This window comes from Leifsonia sp. 2TAF2 (genome assembly GCF_052115085.1).
In the GTDB taxonomy this organism is placed as follows: Bacteria; Actinomycetota; Actinomycetes; order Actinomycetales; family Microbacteriaceae; genus Leifsonia.
In genome coordinates, this window is the sequence record NZ_JBFRFY010000001.1 from 488,316 (window position 1) to 506,272 (window position 17,957).

Below are 17,957 nucleotides of genomic sequence, written 5' to 3' on the forward strand. Positions count from 1 at the left end.
CCGCAGCAGTACGATGGAGGCGTTATGAACGACGTCATCAGCGGTATCGTCTGGGCCCTCGCCCCGACCGTCCTGGTCGGGCTGCTGTTCTGGGCGATCATGCGCTCGATCGTGCGGGCCGACCGCAACGAGCGCAAGGCGTACAACCGCCTGGAGGCGCAGGAGCGCGCGCGCCGGGGCCTCGCGCCCAAGGCCTGACCCGATACGGTATCTCCGGGGGACGCGTCCGCGTCCCTGACTGCTGACGGACGGGTGCGTGCATGGAGACGGGTTTCTGGGTCTCCCTGTCCATCGTTCTCGCCCTGCTCGTCGATTTCGTCATCCGCGTTCTCGCGATCATCTTCGTCCCGCGCAACCGCAAGCCCACGTCGGCGACCGCGTGGCTGCTGGCGATCTTCCTCATCCCGTACATCGGCATCCTCTTCTTCCTGCTCATCGGCAGCTACAAGCTGCCGAAGCGCCGCCGGGAGAAGCAGGAGGAGATCAACCGCTTCATCATCGACAGCACCGAGGGCATCGAGCGGGTGCGCCGTGACCACCCGTGGCCGCCGTGGCTGGAGGGCGTCGTCGAGCTCAACCGCAAGCTGGGTGCGATGCCGCTGGTCGGTGGCAACCGGGCGACGCTGAACGGCGACTACCAAGGCTCCCTCGACTCGATGGCGGAGGAGATCCGCAAAGCGCGACGCTACGTGCACATCGAGTTCTACATCCTGACCCTCGATCACACCACGGCGCCGCTGTTCGACGCGCTCGAGGGAGCGGTGAAGCGCGGCGTGACTGTGCGCGTCCTGCTCGACCACATCGCGTCCCTCCGGACCCCCGATTACAAGCGCACCCTGAGGCGGCTGACCGCCATGGGGGCGAAGTGGCACCTGATGCTTCCCGTGCAGCCCTTCAAGGGCAAGTACCAGCGGCCCGACCTCCGCAACCACCGCAAGCTGCTGGTGGTCGACGGACGCGTGGCGTTCATGGGGTCGCAGAACATCATCGACCGCAGCTACAACAAGAAGTCGAACATCCGGCGCGGGCTCAAATGGAAGGAACTCATCGTCCGGCTGGAGGGTCCGATCGTCGCCGGTCTGAACGCGATCTTCATCACCGACTGGTACAGCGAGACGGACGAGCTGCTCCGCCGTGAGACCGAGCCGATCACCGACGACATCGACGACAACCAGCTGGATGCGCAGGTCGTGCCGTCCGGTCCCGGGTTCGCCGGCGAGAACAACCTCCGGCTCTTCCTCGCCCTGCTCTACTACGCGCAGGAGCGCATCGTCATCACCTCGCCCTACTTCGTGCCGGACGAGTCGATGCTGATGGCGATCACCTCCGCGGTGCAGCGCGGGATCAAGGTCGACCTGTTCGTCTCCGAGATCGGCGACCAGGCGCTCGTCTATCACGCGCAGCGCTCCTACTACGAGGCTCTGCTGCGGGCGGGCGTGCGGATCTGGATGTACAAGTCGCCGTACATCCTGCACGCCAAGCACTTCACGATCGACGACGACGTCGCCGTCATCGGGTCGAGCAACATGGACATGCGCTCGTTCCAGCTCAACATGGAGGTCTCGCTGATGGTGCGGGGCCGCCCCTTCGTCGAGGAGATGCGGAAAGTCGAGGACGGCTACCGCGAGCAGAGCCGCGAGCTGACCCTCGACGAGTGGATGAAGCAGCCGCTCCGTTCGACGGTGCTCGACAACATCGCGCGGCTGACCTCGGCGCTGCAGTAGCCGGCTGACCGCGCAGCGATAGTCGCAGGGGCGCAGCCGCACGCTCGCGCGCGGGCAGTAGTCGCGTGTCCTCAATAGGCCATGCCGGATACAAACGAAGTATTCTGCATGACTATGACAGCCGACAGCATCAAGGCTCGCCTCCGCGAAACGACCTTGCGCATGGATGTGCTGATGGCGACGGAGTTGGCACGCGGGTGTGAGCTGCTGTGGTGACCGCCGCTGGCCCGGCGGTGGGGGCACCCGTCCGCGCGCGTTGGGTGCGAGTTCGAAAGCTAGCCCTTGCCCTGACGATCGTTACCGCGCTATCGGCGGGGTCTTGTGGATGTTCATCGATAGGAGACACGTTGCAGCAGAAGTCCACCACGGAGCAGAACCTGGAGTTGCAGAGGACCACGGCTTTGAAGTTCAAGGAGTTTCAGCCGGACGTCGAGGTGATTACTTTCACGCAGGAGGGCAGCAGGTCCGGATCGGGTCAGTGGGCAGCTAATGCCGTAGTGACCATCGGGGGCAAGCAGTACCAAGAAATCATCGGCCCCTGGGAAATCGGAGGCGATCCCCTGCCTGATCCAGCGACACCCTTTGCACCCACGCCGGTTACGGTCAATTACTTCGACGGCTCATCGGAGGTTCTGGGATGACTACTGCGGAAGACTACGAATCGGTCGCCAACGAGGTGTACCGCGTCGACCCGCTCAAGCAGAATCCGCCACTGGAGGTGTGGGACAAGTTCTACACGGATCACGACCGGACGAAGCAACAGTGGGAAGTCGTTGAAGTGTCCCCGAATGCGGGGAATGGGTTCCAAGCGTTCGCAGTCGCTCCGGTGAGGAACAACGTGGTGGACCTGTCGCATATCGAGATCGCGTATGCGGGAACGAACTTCACCGATGGCCATGATGTTGCGGCGGATGTGGGCGTGTTTTTGGCGACGCAGTCGGCGCAGCTGGAAGCGGCGATGAAGTTCGCCGAGAAGGTGGAACGTAAGCATCCGGGGTCGACGTTCTCGACCGTGGGTCACTCATTGGGTGGGTTCTTGGCGATGTGTGTCGCGGCGGAGAAGCGGTGGTCGTCGACGGCGTTCAACGCGCCGGATGCGTACCGGGTGATGACGCCCAAGACGAAGGAATGGGTGGACGAGCAGAACGCTGCGGACACGAATCCGTTGACTGACTATGTGAACCAGTACGACACGGTGGGCAACTCCTTCGTCAACCGGTCGGGTGCCGCAGTTTTCGTCGCTGATGACCCGAACAGGACCCTGCTCGACTATCACAACATCGGAAAAGACGACAAGGGCAAGCCGAACGCGTTCCGGTTCGGTGCGGATGGCGAGATGGTCGGGGCCGGGGTCAAGCAGGTCGATTACGGGGTCATCCTGTACAACCTGGACCAGACCTCCGTCGCGGAAATCATGTGGAACAGCCAGAAGGGCTCCCCCTATCCGAAGGTGCTGGTGGCGATGGAGCCGGCACGGACGTTGGCGAAAACGATCGCTAGCCTGGCGGAGAAACTGCGGGAGATCAAGGCGAAGAACACGGGCCTGACCGGGAAGATGCAGTCGGCTCTGGAGGAGGCCAAGCGGGAGTATCCCGCGAACCACCCGTATGTCTCCCACGTCGACGTCGAAACATGTGTCGCAATGCATGCGCTCGAGGTGCACCAGAACATCGATCACGACGCTGTCGCCTCGGTGAACACGCTCGTGGATAAGCACATCACGCTGGTGAACGCGCTCCATGACGGTATCCAGAACGCCATCGTGAACACCTTGGCTCACGACGTGCAGGCTGCGGCGGCCTTCACGAAGCAGCCCGGAAAGTAGGACATATGTACAACAACAGCTCGAATGATGGCCCGATCGCGGATGCGACAGGAAGGCGTATCCGCGGACAGCCTCCGGCAGGCGGTGGAGGACCAGCTTCACCGCGCCAGTGAGCAGCTGTTGAACACAACGCTGCCGCGGGATGTGCATCACCGCTACGCCATGGTGAAATCGGGTGAGTCGGATGCGATCACCCACCTGGCCAAAGAGATCCTTCACACGCTGAACACCGCGGATGTTGGTAAGGACGTGCTCTCCGGCAAGGTCGCCGACAAGGTGAAGCAGGGCATCGCCGAACTCACCGGGCACAACGACTACACCCATGCAGCGAAGAGCATCAGCTGATGGGCCATCGCACGCTCAGTGACCTGGAAGACGCCCAGCAGCAGTCCGTCACGACCGCGCGACGGCAGATCGAGGACGCGGAGGAGTACCTCAACCACTACCGGTCACAGATCAACCGGATTCAGGAAACGTTCCACCAACACGCTACCTACCGCGACGTCGTCACTGAACCCGCATTCCAAGCCGGCCTTCGACGGGTCTCCGAAGAAGCTGACGAGAACACGCGTGCCGCATCCCAGGCGATCGCCGACCTCGAAGACGACCTCACCGCGATGACCGCCCGGCACGTCAAGGAACGCGAAGACTTCCTGGCCCAGCAGCGTCAGATGTAGCGCGGCTGGTCAGTCGCGGGGGCGCAGCCGCACGCCCGGGAGCTCGGGGGCGGGCAGCGGCATCCCGTCGTAGCCCTCGACGGTGCCGAAGCGGCCGTCCGGGTCCGCTCCGGCGATGACCTCGCCCTGCCAGTCGGCGCGGAACGAGACGATGTCGTCGTGGCTGCGGCCGATGAAGTTCCACCACATGACGATCTGCTCGCCCAGCGGCTCGCCGCCGAGGAGCACGACGCGCGCCGGAGTCTCGGCGTGCAGCCGGATGCTCGTGCGACCGGGAGAGAGGTAGGCGAGATGCGCGACGGGCACGTCGACCGCCTCGACGGTCAGCTCGCCCGCATCCACGAGGACGCCGTGCTCGAAGGAGGGGGCGAGCGGCACCTCGATCGCCTCGCCCGCGGGAATCAGCAGTTCGGCGCCGACCAGCGGCGAGAACACGGTCGCCGTGGTGCCGCTCCCGGCGAGCGAACCGACGAAGGTGCGCACGGTCGCCACGCCGATGCTGCCCTGCACGGGCGTGTGGTGCTCGAAGAACGGGGCGACGTCACGGGATGCGGACGGCAGCGCTACCCACAGCTGGACGCCGTGCAGGCGGTTGGTCCGCGGCGTGGACACCTCCGAGTGGCTGATCCCACGGCCGGCCGTCATCAGGTTGAGCTCGCCCGGGCGCACCAGCGCGTGGCTTCCCACGCTGTCGCGGTGGTCGATCTCGCCCTCGAACAGCCAGCTGACGGTCTGCAGGCCGGTGTGGGGATGCGGCGGGACGCGCATCCCGCCCGTCGCCGACACGTCGTCCGGGCCGTAGTGGTCGATGAAGCACCAGCCGCCGATCAAGGAGCGACGCCGTTGCGGAAGCGTGCGGCGCACAGTCATGGCGCGCGGGCCGCCGAGCGGAACATCGCGCGGCTCGAGGATCTCCACGCGCACGTCGGTGAGCACCGCGGACTCGGCCACCAGCTCGGCCGGGTCGCGCTCCACGTTGCTCATAGCGGCATCCTAAGCGCCCGCCAGACGGCTCGGAGCAGCGCTTCTTAGAATGGTGCCCGTGCCCCGTACCGCCGCCCGACTCCTGACCGCCGTCGCCGCCCTCGCCGCCGTTGCGACGCTCGCCGGCTGTACGTCGGCACCCGGACGGCCGCTCGAGGACTACGCCGGCGAGCCCAAGGGGGTCGAGGCGCCCGCGAGCAGTGCGGGCGGGGCGTCGTGGGTGGCCTGGCTCGACGACGGCGCGAAGGTCGCGATCGTGCTCTACGGCAGCTCGTCGTGCCCGCCGAAGGTCGCGAACATCTCCGCCACCGCCGCCGACAGCATCAAGGCAACCCTCGCACCGGCGCCCGGCGGGATCTGCACCCGCGACTACGTGCCGCACACGACGGTCTTCACCACGCCCGAGAGCATCGGGAAGACGGGCGAGGTGAACGTCGTCCTGCCCGACTCGACGCTCACGTTGCCCGCCCGTCAGGGCTGAGCGAACACAATCCGCAACGTCTGCTGAGACCTGTCACGCCCACGGCGAACAGGGCCACGCGAGACGGTGAGCGGTGGTTACTCTCTTTGTATCGACGCCGAACCTGCAACGGTGTCGCCGAGGAGTAGACATGTTCGAGAGATTCACCGACCGCGCCCGCCGTGTCGTCGTCCTGGCCCAGGAAGAGGCCAAGATGCTCAACCACAACTACATCGGGACGGAGCACATCCTGCTCGGCCTGATCCACGAGGGCGAGGGTGTGGCCGCGAAGGCGCTCGAGTCCCTCGGCATCTCGCTGGACGCTGTCCGCGAGCAGGTCCAGGACATCATCGGCCAGGGCCAGCAGCAGCCGACCGGGCACATCCCGTTCACGCCGCGCGCCAAGAAGGTGCTCGAGCTGAGCCTCCGCGAGGCCCTCCAGCTCGGCCACAACTACATCGGCACGGAGCACATCCTGCTCGGCCTGATCCGCGAGGGCGAGGGCGTCGCCGCCCAGGTGCTCGTGAAGCTGGGAGCCGACCTCAACCGCGTCCGCCAGCAGGTCATCCAGCTCCTCTCCGGCTACCAGGGCAAAGAGCAGGTCCAGGTGGGCGGCAACGATCAGACGACCGCGCAGGCCGGTAGCCAGATCCTCGACCAGTTCGGCCGCAACCTCACGCAGGCCGCGCGCGACAACAAGCTCGACCCGGTGATCGGACGCGAGAAGGAGATCGAGCGCGTCATGCAGATCCTGTCGCGCCGCTCCAAGAACAACCCTGTCCTGATCGGTGAGCCCGGCGTCGGCAAGACCGCCGTCGTCGAGGGCCTCGCCCAGGCGATCGTTCGCGGCGACGTGCCCGAGACGCTGAAGGACAAGCAGCTCTACACGCTCGACCTCGGCTCGCTCATCGCCGGTTCCCGCTACCGCGGCGACTTCGAGGAGCGCCTGAAGAAGGTCACCAAGGAGATCCGCACCCGCGGCGACATCATCACCTTCATCGACGAGATCCACACGCTCGTCGGCGCGGGTGCCGCAGAGGGCGCGATCGACGCGGCCAGCATCCTGAAGCCGCTGCTCGCCCGCGGTGAGCTGCAGACCATCGGTGCGACCACCCTCGACGAATACCGCAAGCACTTCGAGAAGGATGCCGCGCTCGAGCGCCGCTTCCAGCCCATCCAGGTGGCTGAGCCGTCGCTGCCCCACGCGATCAACATCCTGAAGGGTCTCCGCGACCGCTACGAGGCGCACCACAAGGTGTCCATCACCGACGGTGCCATCGTGGCTGCGGCGAACCTCGCCGACCGCTACATCCAGGACCGCTTCCTCCCGGACAAGGCCATCGACCTGATCGACGAGGCCGGCGCACGTCTCCGTCTGTCGATCCTGTCGGCCCCGCCGGAGCTGCGCGAGTTCGATGACAAGATCGCCGCCGTCCGCTCCCAGAAGGAGGGCGCGATCGAGGACCAGGACTTCGAGAAGGCCGCCAGCCTCCGCGACGAGGAGAAGAACCTCCTCGGCGAGCGGCTGCGCCTCGAGAAGCAGTGGCGTTCGGGTGAGGTCAAGACCACGGCAGAGGTCGACGAGGGCCTCATCGCCGAGGTGCTGGCCCAGGCGACCGGCATCCCGGTCTTCAAGCTCACCGAAGAGGAGTCCGCGCGACTCGTCTACATGGAGAAGGCGCTGCACCAGCGCGTCATCGGTCAGGAGGAGGCCATCTCGGCTCTTTCCAAGACCATCCGGCGCACCCGTGCCGGCCTCAAGGACCCGAAGCGTCCCTCCGGTTCGTTCATCTTCGCCGGCCCCACTGGTGTCGGTAAGACCGAGCTGGCCAAGGCGCTCGCCGAGTTCCTGTTCGACGACGAGTCGGCGATGATCTCGCTCGACATGTCCGAGTACGGCGAGAAGCACACCGTCTCCCGCCTGTTCGGTGCCCCTCCCGGGTTCGTCGGCTTCGAGGAGGGCGGCCAGCTCACCGAGAAGGTCCGCCGCAAGCCGTTCAGCGTCGTGCTGTTCGACGAGATCGAGAAGGCGCACCCGGACATCTTCAACTCGCTCCTCCAGATCCTGGAAGAGGGACGTCTGACGGATGGTCAGGGTCGCGTGGTCGATTTCAAGAACACGGTGATCATCATGACCACCAACCTCGGCACGAAGGACATCTCCGGCGGTCCCGTCGGGTTCGTCATCGAGGGTGACTCGCAGACCGGCTACGACCGGATGCGCGGCAAGGTGTACGAGGAGCTGAAGAAGAACTTCAAGCCCGAGTTCCTGAACCGTGTCGACGAGATCATCGTCTTCCCGCAGCTGGACAAGGCCGAGCTCCTGCAGATCGTCGACCTGTTCATCAAGCGTCTGTCGACCCGCCTGCTCGACCGCGATATGACCATCGAGCTGACCGTCCCCGCCAAGGAACGGCTGATCGAGGTCGGGTTCGACCCGACGCTCGGCGCCCGTCCGCTCCGCCGCGCGGTCCAGCACGAGATCGAGGACCGGCTGAGTGAGCGGATCCTGCACGGCGAGCTCAACGCGGGCGACCACGTCCACGTGGACTTCGCCGACGGCGAGTTCGTCTTCACGACGAGCACCCGCAAGGAGCCGATCGGTGCTGGCATCAACGCCGCCGCCGCCATCGGCACCGGCCCGGCAACGCCGGACCTCGCCGCCAACGACTGATACTCGATTCACCGTCAGGGCCGGTCTCTTCGGAGGCCGGCCCTTTCGCCGTCTCGATAGGGTGGGATGGTGAACGGCGAGAACGGATCAGGGTTCAGCATCCGGCGCGCGCGGACGAGTGACGTGCCGCGCATCCAGGAGCTCGTGGAGCCTCTCGTGCAGCGACGCATCCTGCTCGGCAAAGAGATGGTGACGCTGTACGAGTCCGTGCAGGAGTTCCGGGTCGCCCAGGACGCGTCCGGCGAGCTGATCGGATGCGGCGCGCTGCACGTGATGTGGAGCGACCTCGGCGAGGTGCGCACTCTGGCGGTCTCCGACGAGTGGCTCGGCAGAGGGATCGGTCACGCGCTGCTCGACCGGCTGGAGGGCGATGCCCGCGAGCTCGGCCTCAATCGCCTGTTCTGCCTGACGTTCGAGGTGGACTTCTTCGCCAGGAACGGCTTCGTGGACATGGGGGAGGAGACCGTCGATCCGCTGGTGTACACCCAGCTGCTGCGCTCCCACGACGAGGGCGTCGCCGAGTTCTTGGATCTGGCCCGGGTGAAGCCGAACACCCTCGGGAACACCCGGATGCTGAAGCGTCTCTGAGCGCTGACACGGGCGACCGCGCGCCTGCCCGGCATGCGTTCGGACGCTGGTTATAGTGCGGGCATGTCGACGTTCAAGAATCCGGTCGGCCCCCAGTCCAGCAGCGTGTACTGGCGCCGCAGGCTCGTCGTCCTGCTCGGCGTGATCGCCGTCGTCGTCATCATCGTTCTCATCTTCGTCCGGCCCGGAGCGTCGAACGGGGAACCGTCGAAGAAGCAGCCTGCGAGCACGAACACGCCGGCCGCGGCGACGAGCATCCCGACCAGCAGCGCGTCGGCGGACGGGCAGCCGTGCAAGCCGGGCGATGTGAAGGTGGAGGCGGTCACCGACAAGGACGTCTATGCGGCGGGCGAGTTGCCGCAGCTCTCGGTGGCGCTGACCAACACCGGGTCGAAGGCGTGCACGATCGACGCCGGCACCGCGCAGCAGTTGTTCACGATCACCAGCGGCGCCGAGGTGTACTGGAAGTCGACGGACTGCCAGAGCGACAAAGTGGATGCCGAGGTGCTGCTGCAGCCGGCCAAGACGATCTCGTCGAAGGCGCCGATCACGTGGGACCGCACCCGCTCGGACCCGTCGACGTGTCAGGGGAACCGGGAGCAGGTTCCGGCGGCCGGGGCGTCGTACCACCTGGAGACGACCGTCTCCGGCATCAAGAGCTCGGCGACGAAGCAGTTCATCCTGCAGTGAGGTTGTCGGTGTCGTCGGTGTAGGCGTCGTCCGCGTCGCCCGTGTCTCGGACGTAGGCGCCTTCGATCTCGCGCACTTCGACGCCCGCGCCGTAGCGGGTGGCCGGGTTGCGGCTCGCGAGGGCGAGCGCCGCATCCAGGTCGGGTGCTTCGATGATGCCGATGCCCGCAATCAGTTCTTTGCTCTCGGTGTAGGGGCCGTCGGTGATCCCGCTTCCGCGGATGGAACGGGCGGCCGCGGGGCTTCGGAGCGCGTAGGCGGCGGTGAGGGCGCCCGAGCGGATCAGGTCGTCCGCGTGCTCGTCGTGTTCGGCGAGTTCTGCGGCGTCGTGCTCGGCGGTGGTGTCGCTGTAGATGAAGATGGCGTACTGCGGCATGGCGGTTACTTCCCGTCTGAGGGTGTCGTCATCAGGTCGTCGTCTGGCGTGACTGTTTTTCGACTAGATATTCAGAAGGCGGCGTCGAGTTCGCGTTCCCGCTCGGTCGTCCCCGCGGAGAAGGCCAGCCGGAGTGCTTCGCGCACCGACGCACTGCGGTCGTCGACCCGCGTGACGAACCCGAGCCGCGCAGCCTCGGCCGTGCGCTGCTTGCCGCTGACGACCGGCCGGATCTCGCCCGCGAGGCTGATCTCACCGAAGGCGGCGAGGGTATGCGGGATGGCCCGCTCGGTCGCCGCCGACGCGATCGCCAGGGCGATGGCGAGATCGGCGCCGGGCTCGGTCAGTCGGACCCCGCCGACGGTCGACACGTACACATCCTTGTCGCCCAGCCGGATGCCCGCACGGCGTTCGAGGACGGCCAGCAGCATGGCGACGCGGGACGCATCCACACCATTGGTGACGCGTCGCGGGTTGGGCGCGGTGGTGCCCACGACGAGTGCCTGGACCTCGACCGGCAGCGGCCGTCGGCCCTCCATCGCGACAGTGACGCAGGTGCCGGAGACCGGGGTGGTGTTGCGGCTGAGGAACAGCCCGCTGGGGTCGGGTACTTCGGCGATGCCGTCGCCGGCCATCTCGAAGCAGCCGACCTCGTCGGTCGGACCGAAGCGGTTCTTGAGCGCCCGGATGAACCGCAACGCGGTCTGCCGGTCGCCTTCGAACTGGCACACCACATCCACCAGGTGCTCCAGCAGCCGAGGGCCGGCGATCGAGCCGTCCTTCGTCACGTGCCCGACGATGAGCACCGGGAGGTCGCGTTCCTTCGCGATCCGGATCAGGGCGCTGGCCACCTCGCGCACCTGGCTCGGGCCGCCCGCAAGACCCTCGCTCGCGCTGTTGGAGACGGTCTGCACCGAGTCGACGATCACGAGAGAGGGATCGACCGCGTCGATCTGCGCGATGATGGTCGCCAGATCCGTCTCGGAAGCGAGGAAGAGCTCGTCGTGGACCGCGCCGGTGCGTTCGGCGCGCATCCGCACCTGGCTCACCGACTCTTCTGCGCTGACGTAGAGGACCCGGTTGCGTGCTTTCGCCGCCCGCGAGGCGACTTCGAGGAGCAGGGTCGACTTGCCGACGCCGGGCTCGCCGCTCAGCAGGATGGCCGCTCCCGGCACGATCCCGCCGCCCAGCACCCGGTCGAACTCGCCGATTCCGCTCGGCCGTCGGTGGGCGCCGTCGGTGGGCTGGATGTCCGTGATCGCCCGAGCCTCGCGGCCCGCAGCGATCGTCACCGGTTTGAGCGCGCGGAGGACACCCGTCGGCTGCGCCGTCTCGGCCACCGTGCCCCACGCCTGGCACTCCGGGCACCGGCCCACCCACTTGGCAGTGGACCACCCGCAGTCGGAGCAGCGGTAGTTGACAGACGTTTTCGGCACGGCACCTCCTCGATCGGGCTCAACATTACGGGGAGCCACCGTCATCGGAGGGAGGATCGCGGCGCACTGTGGACATCCTGCGCGGCGGCCGGGCGGTGAGCACTTCTGCGCGTCGGCGGTCACGTGCAGAATGGGCCGCATGGCTGACCGCACCTTCACTCTTCGCTCCGGCCGCGTGCTCGGACTCACCGGTCTCGGCGACCCGGACGCCGAACGTCTCGTCGTCTTCTGCCACCCCGCGCCGGGATCGTCCGTGTTCGACCCCGATCCCGATGCCTCCGCCGATCGCCGGGCGCACATCGTTGCCATCGACCGCCCCGGCTACGGCTCCAGCGACCCGTGGCCTGCGGGCAGCTGGCCGAGCATCGTGCAGGCGGCGGACGACATCGCCGAGTACATCCGCTCTGTGGTCGTCGCGGAGTCCGTGATCGGCGTGACGCGGCCACGCACCGTCGGGGTCGCCGGCTGGTCGGCCGGCGGACGGGTCGCGCTCGCCGTCGCAGCGCGGCATCCACAGCTCGTGGACCGTGTCGCGATCGTCGGCACGCCCGCGCCCAACGAGGCCGTCCCGTGGATCGACCCGGAACTGCAGGCGCTCTCCGACCAGCTCGGCGCGATGGCGCCGGACGAGGCCATGACCCGACTGGGCGCGTTGCTGCAGCCGCAGGCCGACGCCGTCCTTGCGGCCTCCGAGCCGGACGAGGTCCCGCTCGAAGCGCTGGGCATCGGCTTGGTGGATGAGCAGGTGCTTGCCCGACCGGGCGTGCGCGACCGCCTGGGCCGGATGCTCGCCGACGCGTTCCGTCAGGGCACAGGCGGTGTCGCCGGCGACATCCTGAGCTACACCGCGCGCCCGTGGGGCTTCGAGCTGGGGGACGTGGCGGCGAAAACCCTGATCATCGCCGGTCAGGCCGACGCCCTCGCCGGCCACGCTCACGCGGCCTGGTATCAGCGGGCGCTGCCGGATGCTCGGATGGAGATGGTCCCGGGCGTCGGTCATCTCGCGGTCGTGCCCGCGTGGGGACGCATGCTCTCGCATCTGGCGCCGCGCATGTCAGGCGCTGAGTGACTCCTGCTCCACGGTTTCGCCCTTCCGCGGGAAGAGTTCGCGTGCACGTGCGGTGACGGCGGGGAGGAAGGCCGACGCCCACACCCGGTAGCCGTGGTCGTTGGGGTGGAACAGGTCTTCGGCGAACTGGGTGAACGCCCCACGGAGTCCCTGTCGACGCATGGTGGCGTGCAGCGGCACCACCTCCAGCCCGCGGGCCGCCGCCTCCTCTCGCAGGATGCGGTTGCCCTCGGCGACGAGCCGCTCGTTCCAAGGCAGGTAGAAGTAGGGCAGGTCGGCCACGATCGCATGGTCGGGGACAGCCGCGAACACCGCGCGCAGCCCCGCCCGGAAGCGCTCCGGGTCGAACGCCGCGATGTCGTTGGCACCGATCGAGACCGTGACGATGTCGGGGTGCAGGGTCGCGAAGCGGGGGAGCTGGTCGGCCACCGCCAGGGCGACGGTCGCGCCGGAGACGGACAGGTTGACCACCCGCACCGAGCGGCCGGTCACCGCCCGCAGGTGGTCGGCGATGACGCCAACGTAGCTGTTCTTCGGGGCGGAGGCGCCGATCCCCTGCGCAGCGCTGTCGCCGAGGGCGACATACAGCAGCTCGCCCGGGTCTTTCGCGGCATCCCGCCACCACTTCGAGTGCACCGGAAGCAGCTCGTTCAGGCGCACTCGCCCCTCGGCGACCGAAGCCCGCTTCGCCTGGATGCGCTGCCACCCGACGGCCGCGAGCACGGCGCTGACGGCGACACCGACGGCGGCGGCGAGGATGCGTCGGAGAGCTTTCATGGAGGGAACAGTACCCCGGACGACCGACCCCGCCACGGCCTCCCAGCCGATTGGAGACGACCGCACGAATCGCGTACGATAGTCCGCGGTACCGTGTCCGAGCGGCCGAAGGTGCAACTCTCGAAAAGTTGTGTGGGTGAAAGCCCACCGTGGGTTCAAATCCCACCGGTACCGCCAGTTTGAAGCCCCCGTGATCCCAGCATTTACAAGGGATCCGGGGGTTTTCGCCTTCCCAGAATCGGGCGTTTGACTACATTTTGACTACACATGTCTAGAACGCAGCCGTTACCTGAGCGGAGCTGACCCCCGATGCGCCATCTCGATCTACTTACTGACCCATATAGTCCGGAACTGCTAGTGGCCGATGTGAGGAATGAACTTGAGGGCATACTGGCAATGCACCGGTATCTGGTCGCCAGCACACGTCGCGAGTTCGAGGCCGCGTACGAGCGCTTCCTTGAAGGAAACGACCCCGAGAGCTACGACGGCGGGGACGCCATTTGGGACGCCGAGCAAGAACTCGGATTCAACCCATGGGACATCGAGTCTCACGCCGGGTTAATGGCGCTCGTCCGCGCAGTTTCGCTCTGCGAGGTGGGTTTCGCTCTCCTGGCTAAAGAACAACTGTTAGACCCGGAGATCTGGGTCTTCCCGAACGGCTCGACCTGGACGCGTGAGCTGGAGATCTTGTTCTTCAAGACCACGCCAAAGAGACCATTCAATGTCGACGGCGGTGGGTTCAGGGCGATTCGCAGCCTCAGAGATCTCTATGTTCACGGCTACGGATCGCCAATCAGCGAGGATCGACGGCTAACCCTTGCGCGCAGGCTTTACTCCGCGATTCCCGCGAAACCGATCACTCCCGAAGAGGAAGAGCTGGGTTACTCCGGCGAGGTCTATTTCTTCGGGGAGCACACGGCATACAACGCCTCAACCAAATCGTTGGAGAACGAACTCTTCCAGACGATGCGGGCAGACCTGAGCCCGCTCGCAACGTATCGGTGCATCCAGAAGATTCGAGATCACTTCGTCGCTGCAGCTGAGGCGATCAGCGAGGGGTTGAAGGACGACCTTTCGCGAGACAACTGCAAGTTCGTCCGAGTGGCGCAGGACCGCGCCGCACGCAGTTGATGGCAGTCGAGTTCTGACCGAGGCGCGAAGCGGTCGTGATTCCGTGCCACATCCGCCTCGGGTGGTTGGCTTACGTCTCGGAGGTGCGGCAACCACTTGCCCCATGAGTTGCCCGGGCTGAACGGGCGAAGCCTGCAGGGCCACAAGGATCTCGTCGCGAAGGGCTTCCCTGGTAAGCCATCGGTACCATGTGCAACATGGGCAAAATACCGACGATCGGAGAAGGTACTCGGTGGTACGACACGCCGTACCGCTGGTCCCGCTCGGCCCAGTACTCAGCCATCGGCAGGCGGCTGCCTGAGGCGTGGCGAGCTGCGGTTCACCGCTTCGAAAACTACCTCTTTCAAACTTGGGAAGTTGAGGCGATCAAGGCCGACGGTGATCGATGGGAGATGTACAACATCTCGATACCGGACGACGAACACGTCGCTGTTCCCGCGATCTGGGTCGTCGATTTCTTCACCCCCAGTAACATCGGCACGCTTCGAAAGTCCATCAAGAAACAGAGATGGGACCCCGATCGGCACGTCGGCATGTTCGAGTCGGGTGCGGCAGTGTTGGACCAATCGAGACACGGTCGAGGGCCATCCTGGTGGAGGCTGGCGGAAATTTCGGCCGTCGGCGCGGGCTACAGCTTTCCCGACGGAGTCCAGCAACGCCTGCCATCTGAATTCACCTCTGTTCAGCTATATGGCGTCACAATCGGGGAGGGTGTCACCGCGGTGGTCGCCTATTTCTCTTTGAGTGATTGGGCAGCGGGTTCGGTGGACCGCGTCCTTCATGCTGAGCACGAGCCGGCACTGAATCGAAGCCCCGGCAAGCTTGCAGTCGCGGAGGGCCGAAATTGGGTGACGTATCGAATGACGCAGAGTGCGCGCGTAAAGCTGCATCAAGCGGCAGGCAAATGGCTCGCCGAACGGTGTCCCGGAGTTTTCGCGGCGGCCGGAGAAAGCCAACCCATCATGGACCTGCTGCTGCTTGACGAGTACGACCCCACCGTCGCGGAGCCTTCTATGGCTACAAAAGATGCGCTTCGCGCGGTGGGTATCTCAGGCTCGGACTACATGCGATGGACTTCGGACGATCTGCCTGGCCTCGTGTTCGAGCGGGTGGAAACCAGGATGCTTCCGTCTCTGGACGGTGAGCGCAAATGGACTATTTGGGGCCAGCGCGCGCGTGCGGCGGCTTTCGGGTTGATGGGCCAAGACTCTAGAAGCACTGATCGTTCAATTGGTCATGACATCGATCGGCTCGTTACGAACCTGCTAGCTCGGCTCGCCCTTTCAGACTTGCTCGACTTGCTTGGGTCTCAAAGCGCCTCCGCGCGAGATGCGGCGCAAGCTCAGCATGGCAAGTTCACCCGGCGAGACCTCAAGCTTCTGAGACGGCGCTTCTTGACAACAAGTCTGGACCTAAAGAGCCTCGAACGGGACGTGAAGCGCTTCAACAGCGAGCGCTATTGGCAAGACCGCGAGCCCACGATCATTCGCGATTACACGCCCTGGCAGAAGGCGCAGATGCAGAAGGGGAAGCTCGCCTTACGTGAGCCGCTCCACGTGAACACAAGCCTCCGCAGAGCTCAGAGCAAGGCGGCTCGTGAGCTTGCTCGCGCAGATGCCGCATATCGGGACATCCTCGCTACAGTTGCGTCCCTAGGTGCATCAATTGACGCGTTCAAAGTCCAGCGATACGCGCTTTGGATCGCCGGCGTATCGCTCGTCGTCGCCGGCGCGACTCTTTGGATTACTCTCGCGGTCCCAGCGCATCACTAGGCAAGAGAGTTTGTCCGGATCCCCCCGGTGGCGTGACAGGCCGAAAGCATTCGGGGCCGGTCGACGGTCACCCCGTAACTGCACTTTCGCGCTGGCACGTTAGACGCGGGACTACGGGGCGGCTTCATCTGAATGCGTTGCCTTCGACCGAGCCTCATCGAGCGCGATGGCCACAGCGTCCAGATCATCGTCGAAAAGGTCTGCATATGTGTCGAGGGTCATGGCGGCAGAAGAATGGCCAAGCATCCGCTGAACCGCCTTGACGTTGGCTCCAGCGCTGATGGCGAGGCTCGCAGCTGTGTGCCGAAGGTCGTGGATCGTGACACGCGGGAAGTCCTTGTCGGCGGCCTGCGATCTCGCAATCGCCGAGACATACCAGCCTCGACGTCGATCGGGCTGGTGCAGGTAGCTATTCCCATCGCCGAACAGCAACTGCGTGGGTCCTTTACCCTCGGTCATTGTCAACAGGAGCGGTGCGAGGAATGGCGGGAACGGGACGCTGCGAGCTTCGCCGGTCTTCGGTGTTCCGACATGGATCGTGCCCGAGACCTCTACGGCGTTCTCGTGTACGTCGACACGTCGGCGATTCAGGTCCACATCGCTCACATGCAGGGCGGTTGCTTCACCCCATCGCAGACCGGTATAGGCGAGGAACAGGACCATGCCCCGGTGCTTCTTCGCATTCTCCGCAAGGAGATCGACTTGCGCGTGTGTCAGGTACTTGTGCTTGCTCCTGATCTTTCGCGGAAGGTTGACCCCGCGTGCTGGGTTGGAGGGGATGCGGCGATCCATGACCGCTGTGTCGAGGATCCCCGCAAGTACACCGTAAGCGCGGAGCACAGTCGTCGCGGAGCGAGGCTTTCTCTCACCTCTCGAGAAAGCTGTTACCCAGTTCTGCACTTCCGAGTGTCGGATCTCGCCCACCCGCCGGCTTCCCCATTTCGGCTCCACATGGAGCCGCCATGCGATCTCGACTGGGCGCAATGACGAGGGCTTCAGGTGGTGCTGGTTCGCGAGCCACTCGGCACCAAGAACACCGATAGTTGAGCGCGACGCGCGGGCGTCGACGAACTCCCCTCGAGCCTTCGCGACTTCGACGGAGGCCAAGAAGAGCTCGGCGTCTCGCTTCGTTCGGAAGCCACGCTTTCCAGTGAGGTCGTGCTCGGGCGTTCTGTACTGGACGCGATAGCGCTTCCCGCCAGCCGTTTCGTATGCGTGAATGCTCCCCATTCGTCAGTTCCAATCACTGATCGAGGCTTTGTCCCGCGATGAGGTGGGTGGCGTCAGGCTAGGCGCAAGCGCTGACATCCGGTCTCGAGGAGACGATCACAACGAGCGAGGACGGCAGTCTCGGGCAGACTGGTCTTGTGGAACGGCAGCCTCCCGAGCCGAAGCGTCGCGGTGCATCGGACGATGAAGCAATCGCACTGTGCCGCGAGTGGATGATCTACCTCGGCGCTGTTGACACCGTCGTGGCCTCCGGAGCAGCGGTTCAGGCGTGTGATCTCTACAGTGCGGGTTACCTGGCGTGGGTCGACAACGAGCGCGGCAATCTGGACGTCTCTCGCGTGATTAGAGCGGCATCGGTTTGTGCGGCCGACGGGCGGCGGGGCCTGATCTTCGTGCGGTATGGTGTGCTCCCGCAGGCTGTCGATCGGGCCGACGAACTCGGAGTCGCCATCTTTGGGTTCGACCCGCAGGGCGGAACTCTGGATGGGGGCAATTTGCTGGGTCGAGAGCTCTACGCGACGGGTCTCGCTGGGTAGACCAAACA

General features: G+C 65.6%; 19 protein-coding genes and 1 tRNA gene. 15 read left to right on the forward strand and 5 right to left on the reverse strand.

Going from position 1 to position 17,957, the window contains the following annotated elements; all coding sequences use genetic code 11:
• Positions 1-24: 24 nt before the first annotated feature.
• The 6 genes from AB4Z18_RS02305 (at position 25) to AB4Z18_RS02330 (ending at position 4,226) form a co-directional block, all read left to right on the forward strand.
• Positions 25-198, forward strand: coding sequence for a hypothetical protein (locus tag AB4Z18_RS02305; RefSeq protein WP_441781087.1), 174 nt, complete (start codon positions 25-27; stop codon positions 196-198).
• Positions 199-260: 62 nt separating this feature from the next.
• Positions 261-1,724 carry a cardiolipin synthase gene (gene cls / locus AB4Z18_RS02310; protein WP_441781088.1) on the forward strand — a complete coding sequence of 488 codons (1,464 nt, stop codon included), beginning with the start codon at positions 261-263 and terminating at the stop codon, positions 1,722-1,724.
• Between the two features lie 347 nt (positions 1,725-2,071).
• Positions 2,072-2,365 (forward strand): hypothetical protein, encoded by a 294-nt coding sequence (locus AB4Z18_RS02315; RefSeq protein ID WP_441781089.1) that lies wholly within the window; start codon positions 2,072-2,074, stop codon positions 2,363-2,365.
• Positions 2,362-3,549: a DUF6792 domain-containing protein gene (locus tag AB4Z18_RS02320; RefSeq protein WP_441781090.1), complete on the forward strand. Its 1,188-nt coding sequence runs from the start codon at positions 2,362-2,364 to the stop codon at positions 3,547-3,549. The genes AB4Z18_RS02315 and AB4Z18_RS02320 overlap by 4 nt, the downstream gene beginning before the upstream one ends.
• Positions 3,550-3,591: 42 nt before the next feature.
• Positions 3,592-3,894 carry a hypothetical protein gene (locus AB4Z18_RS02325; RefSeq protein WP_441781091.1) on the forward strand — a complete coding sequence of 101 codons (303 nt, stop codon included), beginning with the start codon at positions 3,592-3,594 and terminating at the stop codon, positions 3,892-3,894.
• Positions 3,894-4,226: a hypothetical protein gene (locus AB4Z18_RS02330; protein ID WP_441781092.1), complete on the forward strand. Its 333-nt coding sequence runs from the start codon at positions 3,894-3,896 to the stop codon at positions 4,224-4,226. The genes AB4Z18_RS02325 and AB4Z18_RS02330 overlap by 1 nt, the downstream gene beginning before the upstream one ends.
• A gap of 9 nt (positions 4,227-4,235) precedes the next feature.
• Here the strand turns inward: AB4Z18_RS02330 and AB4Z18_RS02335 are convergent, their stop codons facing one another.
• The gene (locus AB4Z18_RS02335; RefSeq protein WP_441781093.1) at positions 4,236-5,210 is read right to left on the reverse strand and encodes a pirin family protein; all 975 of its coding nucleotides are present in this window, start codon (positions 5,208-5,210) and stop codon (positions 4,236-4,238) included.
• Positions 5,211-5,259: 49 nt separating this feature from the next.
• Here AB4Z18_RS02335 and AB4Z18_RS02340 point away from each other — a divergent pair, with 49 nt between their 5' ends.
• The 4 genes from AB4Z18_RS02340 (at position 5,260) to AB4Z18_RS02355 (ending at position 9,622) form a co-directional block, all read left to right on the forward strand.
• The gene (locus AB4Z18_RS02340) at positions 5,260-5,691 is read left to right on the forward strand and encodes a hypothetical protein (RefSeq protein WP_441781094.1); all 432 of its coding nucleotides are present in this window, start codon (positions 5,260-5,262) and stop codon (positions 5,689-5,691) included.
• 130 nt (positions 5,692-5,821) lie between these two features.
• Positions 5,822-8,344 (forward strand): ATP-dependent Clp protease ATP-binding subunit, encoded by a 2,523-nt coding sequence (locus AB4Z18_RS02345; RefSeq protein ID WP_441781095.1) that lies wholly within the window; start codon positions 5,822-5,824, stop codon positions 8,342-8,344.
• Positions 8,345-8,410: 66 nt separating this feature from the next.
• Entirely contained in the window at positions 8,411-8,932 is a 522-nt protein-coding gene (locus tag AB4Z18_RS02350; RefSeq protein WP_441781096.1) for an amino-acid N-acetyltransferase, read from the forward strand.
• Between the two features lie 63 nt (positions 8,933-8,995).
• A complete protein-coding gene (locus AB4Z18_RS02355; RefSeq protein ID WP_441781097.1) occupies positions 8,996-9,622 on the forward strand; it encodes a hypothetical protein in 627 nt (208 codons plus the stop codon).
• Here AB4Z18_RS02355 and AB4Z18_RS02360 read toward each other — a convergent pair.
• Together AB4Z18_RS02360 and radA are read right to left on the reverse strand one after the other, a co-directional pair.
• The gene (locus AB4Z18_RS02360) at positions 9,609-9,998 is read right to left on the reverse strand and encodes a YciI family protein (protein WP_441781098.1); all 390 of its coding nucleotides are present in this window, start codon (positions 9,996-9,998) and stop codon (positions 9,609-9,611) included. The genes AB4Z18_RS02355 and AB4Z18_RS02360 overlap by 14 nt on opposite strands.
• A gap of 71 nt (positions 9,999-10,069) precedes the next feature.
• The gene (gene radA, locus AB4Z18_RS02365) at positions 10,070-11,434 is read right to left on the reverse strand and encodes a DNA repair protein RadA (RefSeq protein WP_441781099.1); all 1,365 of its coding nucleotides are present in this window, start codon (positions 11,432-11,434) and stop codon (positions 10,070-10,072) included.
• A gap of 139 nt (positions 11,435-11,573) precedes the next feature.
• Between radA and AB4Z18_RS02370 the strand changes: the two genes are divergently transcribed.
• Positions 11,574-12,503: an alpha/beta hydrolase gene (locus AB4Z18_RS02370; RefSeq protein ID WP_441781100.1), complete on the forward strand. Its 930-nt coding sequence runs from the start codon at positions 11,574-11,576 to the stop codon at positions 12,501-12,503.
• On the opposite strand, the gene AB4Z18_RS02375 is transcribed toward AB4Z18_RS02370, so the two are convergent.
• Positions 12,489-13,280 carry an SGNH/GDSL hydrolase family protein gene (locus tag AB4Z18_RS02375; protein ID WP_441781101.1) on the reverse strand — a complete coding sequence of 264 codons (792 nt, stop codon included), beginning with the start codon at positions 13,278-13,280 and terminating at the stop codon, positions 12,489-12,491. The genes AB4Z18_RS02370 and AB4Z18_RS02375 overlap by 15 nt on opposite strands.
• 87 nt (positions 13,281-13,367) lie before the next feature.
• Here AB4Z18_RS02375 and AB4Z18_RS02380 point away from each other — a divergent pair.
• The 3 genes from AB4Z18_RS02380 to AB4Z18_RS02390 all read left to right on the forward strand — a co-directional run bounded on the left by AB4Z18_RS02380 (position 13,368) and on the right by AB4Z18_RS02390 (position 16,183).
• Positions 13,368-13,457, forward strand: a tRNA-Ser gene (locus AB4Z18_RS02380).
• Positions 13,458-13,589: 132 nt separating this feature from the next.
• Positions 13,590-14,411 (forward strand): hypothetical protein, encoded by an 822-nt coding sequence (locus AB4Z18_RS02385; RefSeq protein ID WP_441781102.1) that lies wholly within the window; start codon positions 13,590-13,592, stop codon positions 14,409-14,411.
• Positions 14,412-14,608: 197 nt separating this feature from the next.
• Positions 14,609-16,183: a hypothetical protein gene (locus tag AB4Z18_RS02390; protein WP_441781103.1), complete on the forward strand. Its 1,575-nt coding sequence runs from the start codon at positions 14,609-14,611 to the stop codon at positions 16,181-16,183.
• Between the two features lie 111 nt (positions 16,184-16,294).
• Here the strand turns inward: AB4Z18_RS02390 and AB4Z18_RS02395 are convergent, their stop codons facing one another.
• On the reverse strand, positions 16,295-16,975 hold the full coding sequence (locus AB4Z18_RS02395; protein WP_441781104.1) for a tyrosine-type recombinase/integrase: 681 nt from the start codon (positions 16,973-16,975) through the stop codon (positions 16,295-16,297).
• 575 nt (positions 16,976-17,550) lie between these two features.
• Between AB4Z18_RS02395 and AB4Z18_RS02400 the strand changes: the two genes are divergently transcribed.
• Positions 17,551-17,949 (forward strand): hypothetical protein, encoded by a 399-nt coding sequence (locus AB4Z18_RS02400; RefSeq protein WP_441781105.1) that lies wholly within the window; start codon positions 17,551-17,553, stop codon positions 17,947-17,949.
• Positions 17,950-17,957: the final 8 nt, after the last annotated feature.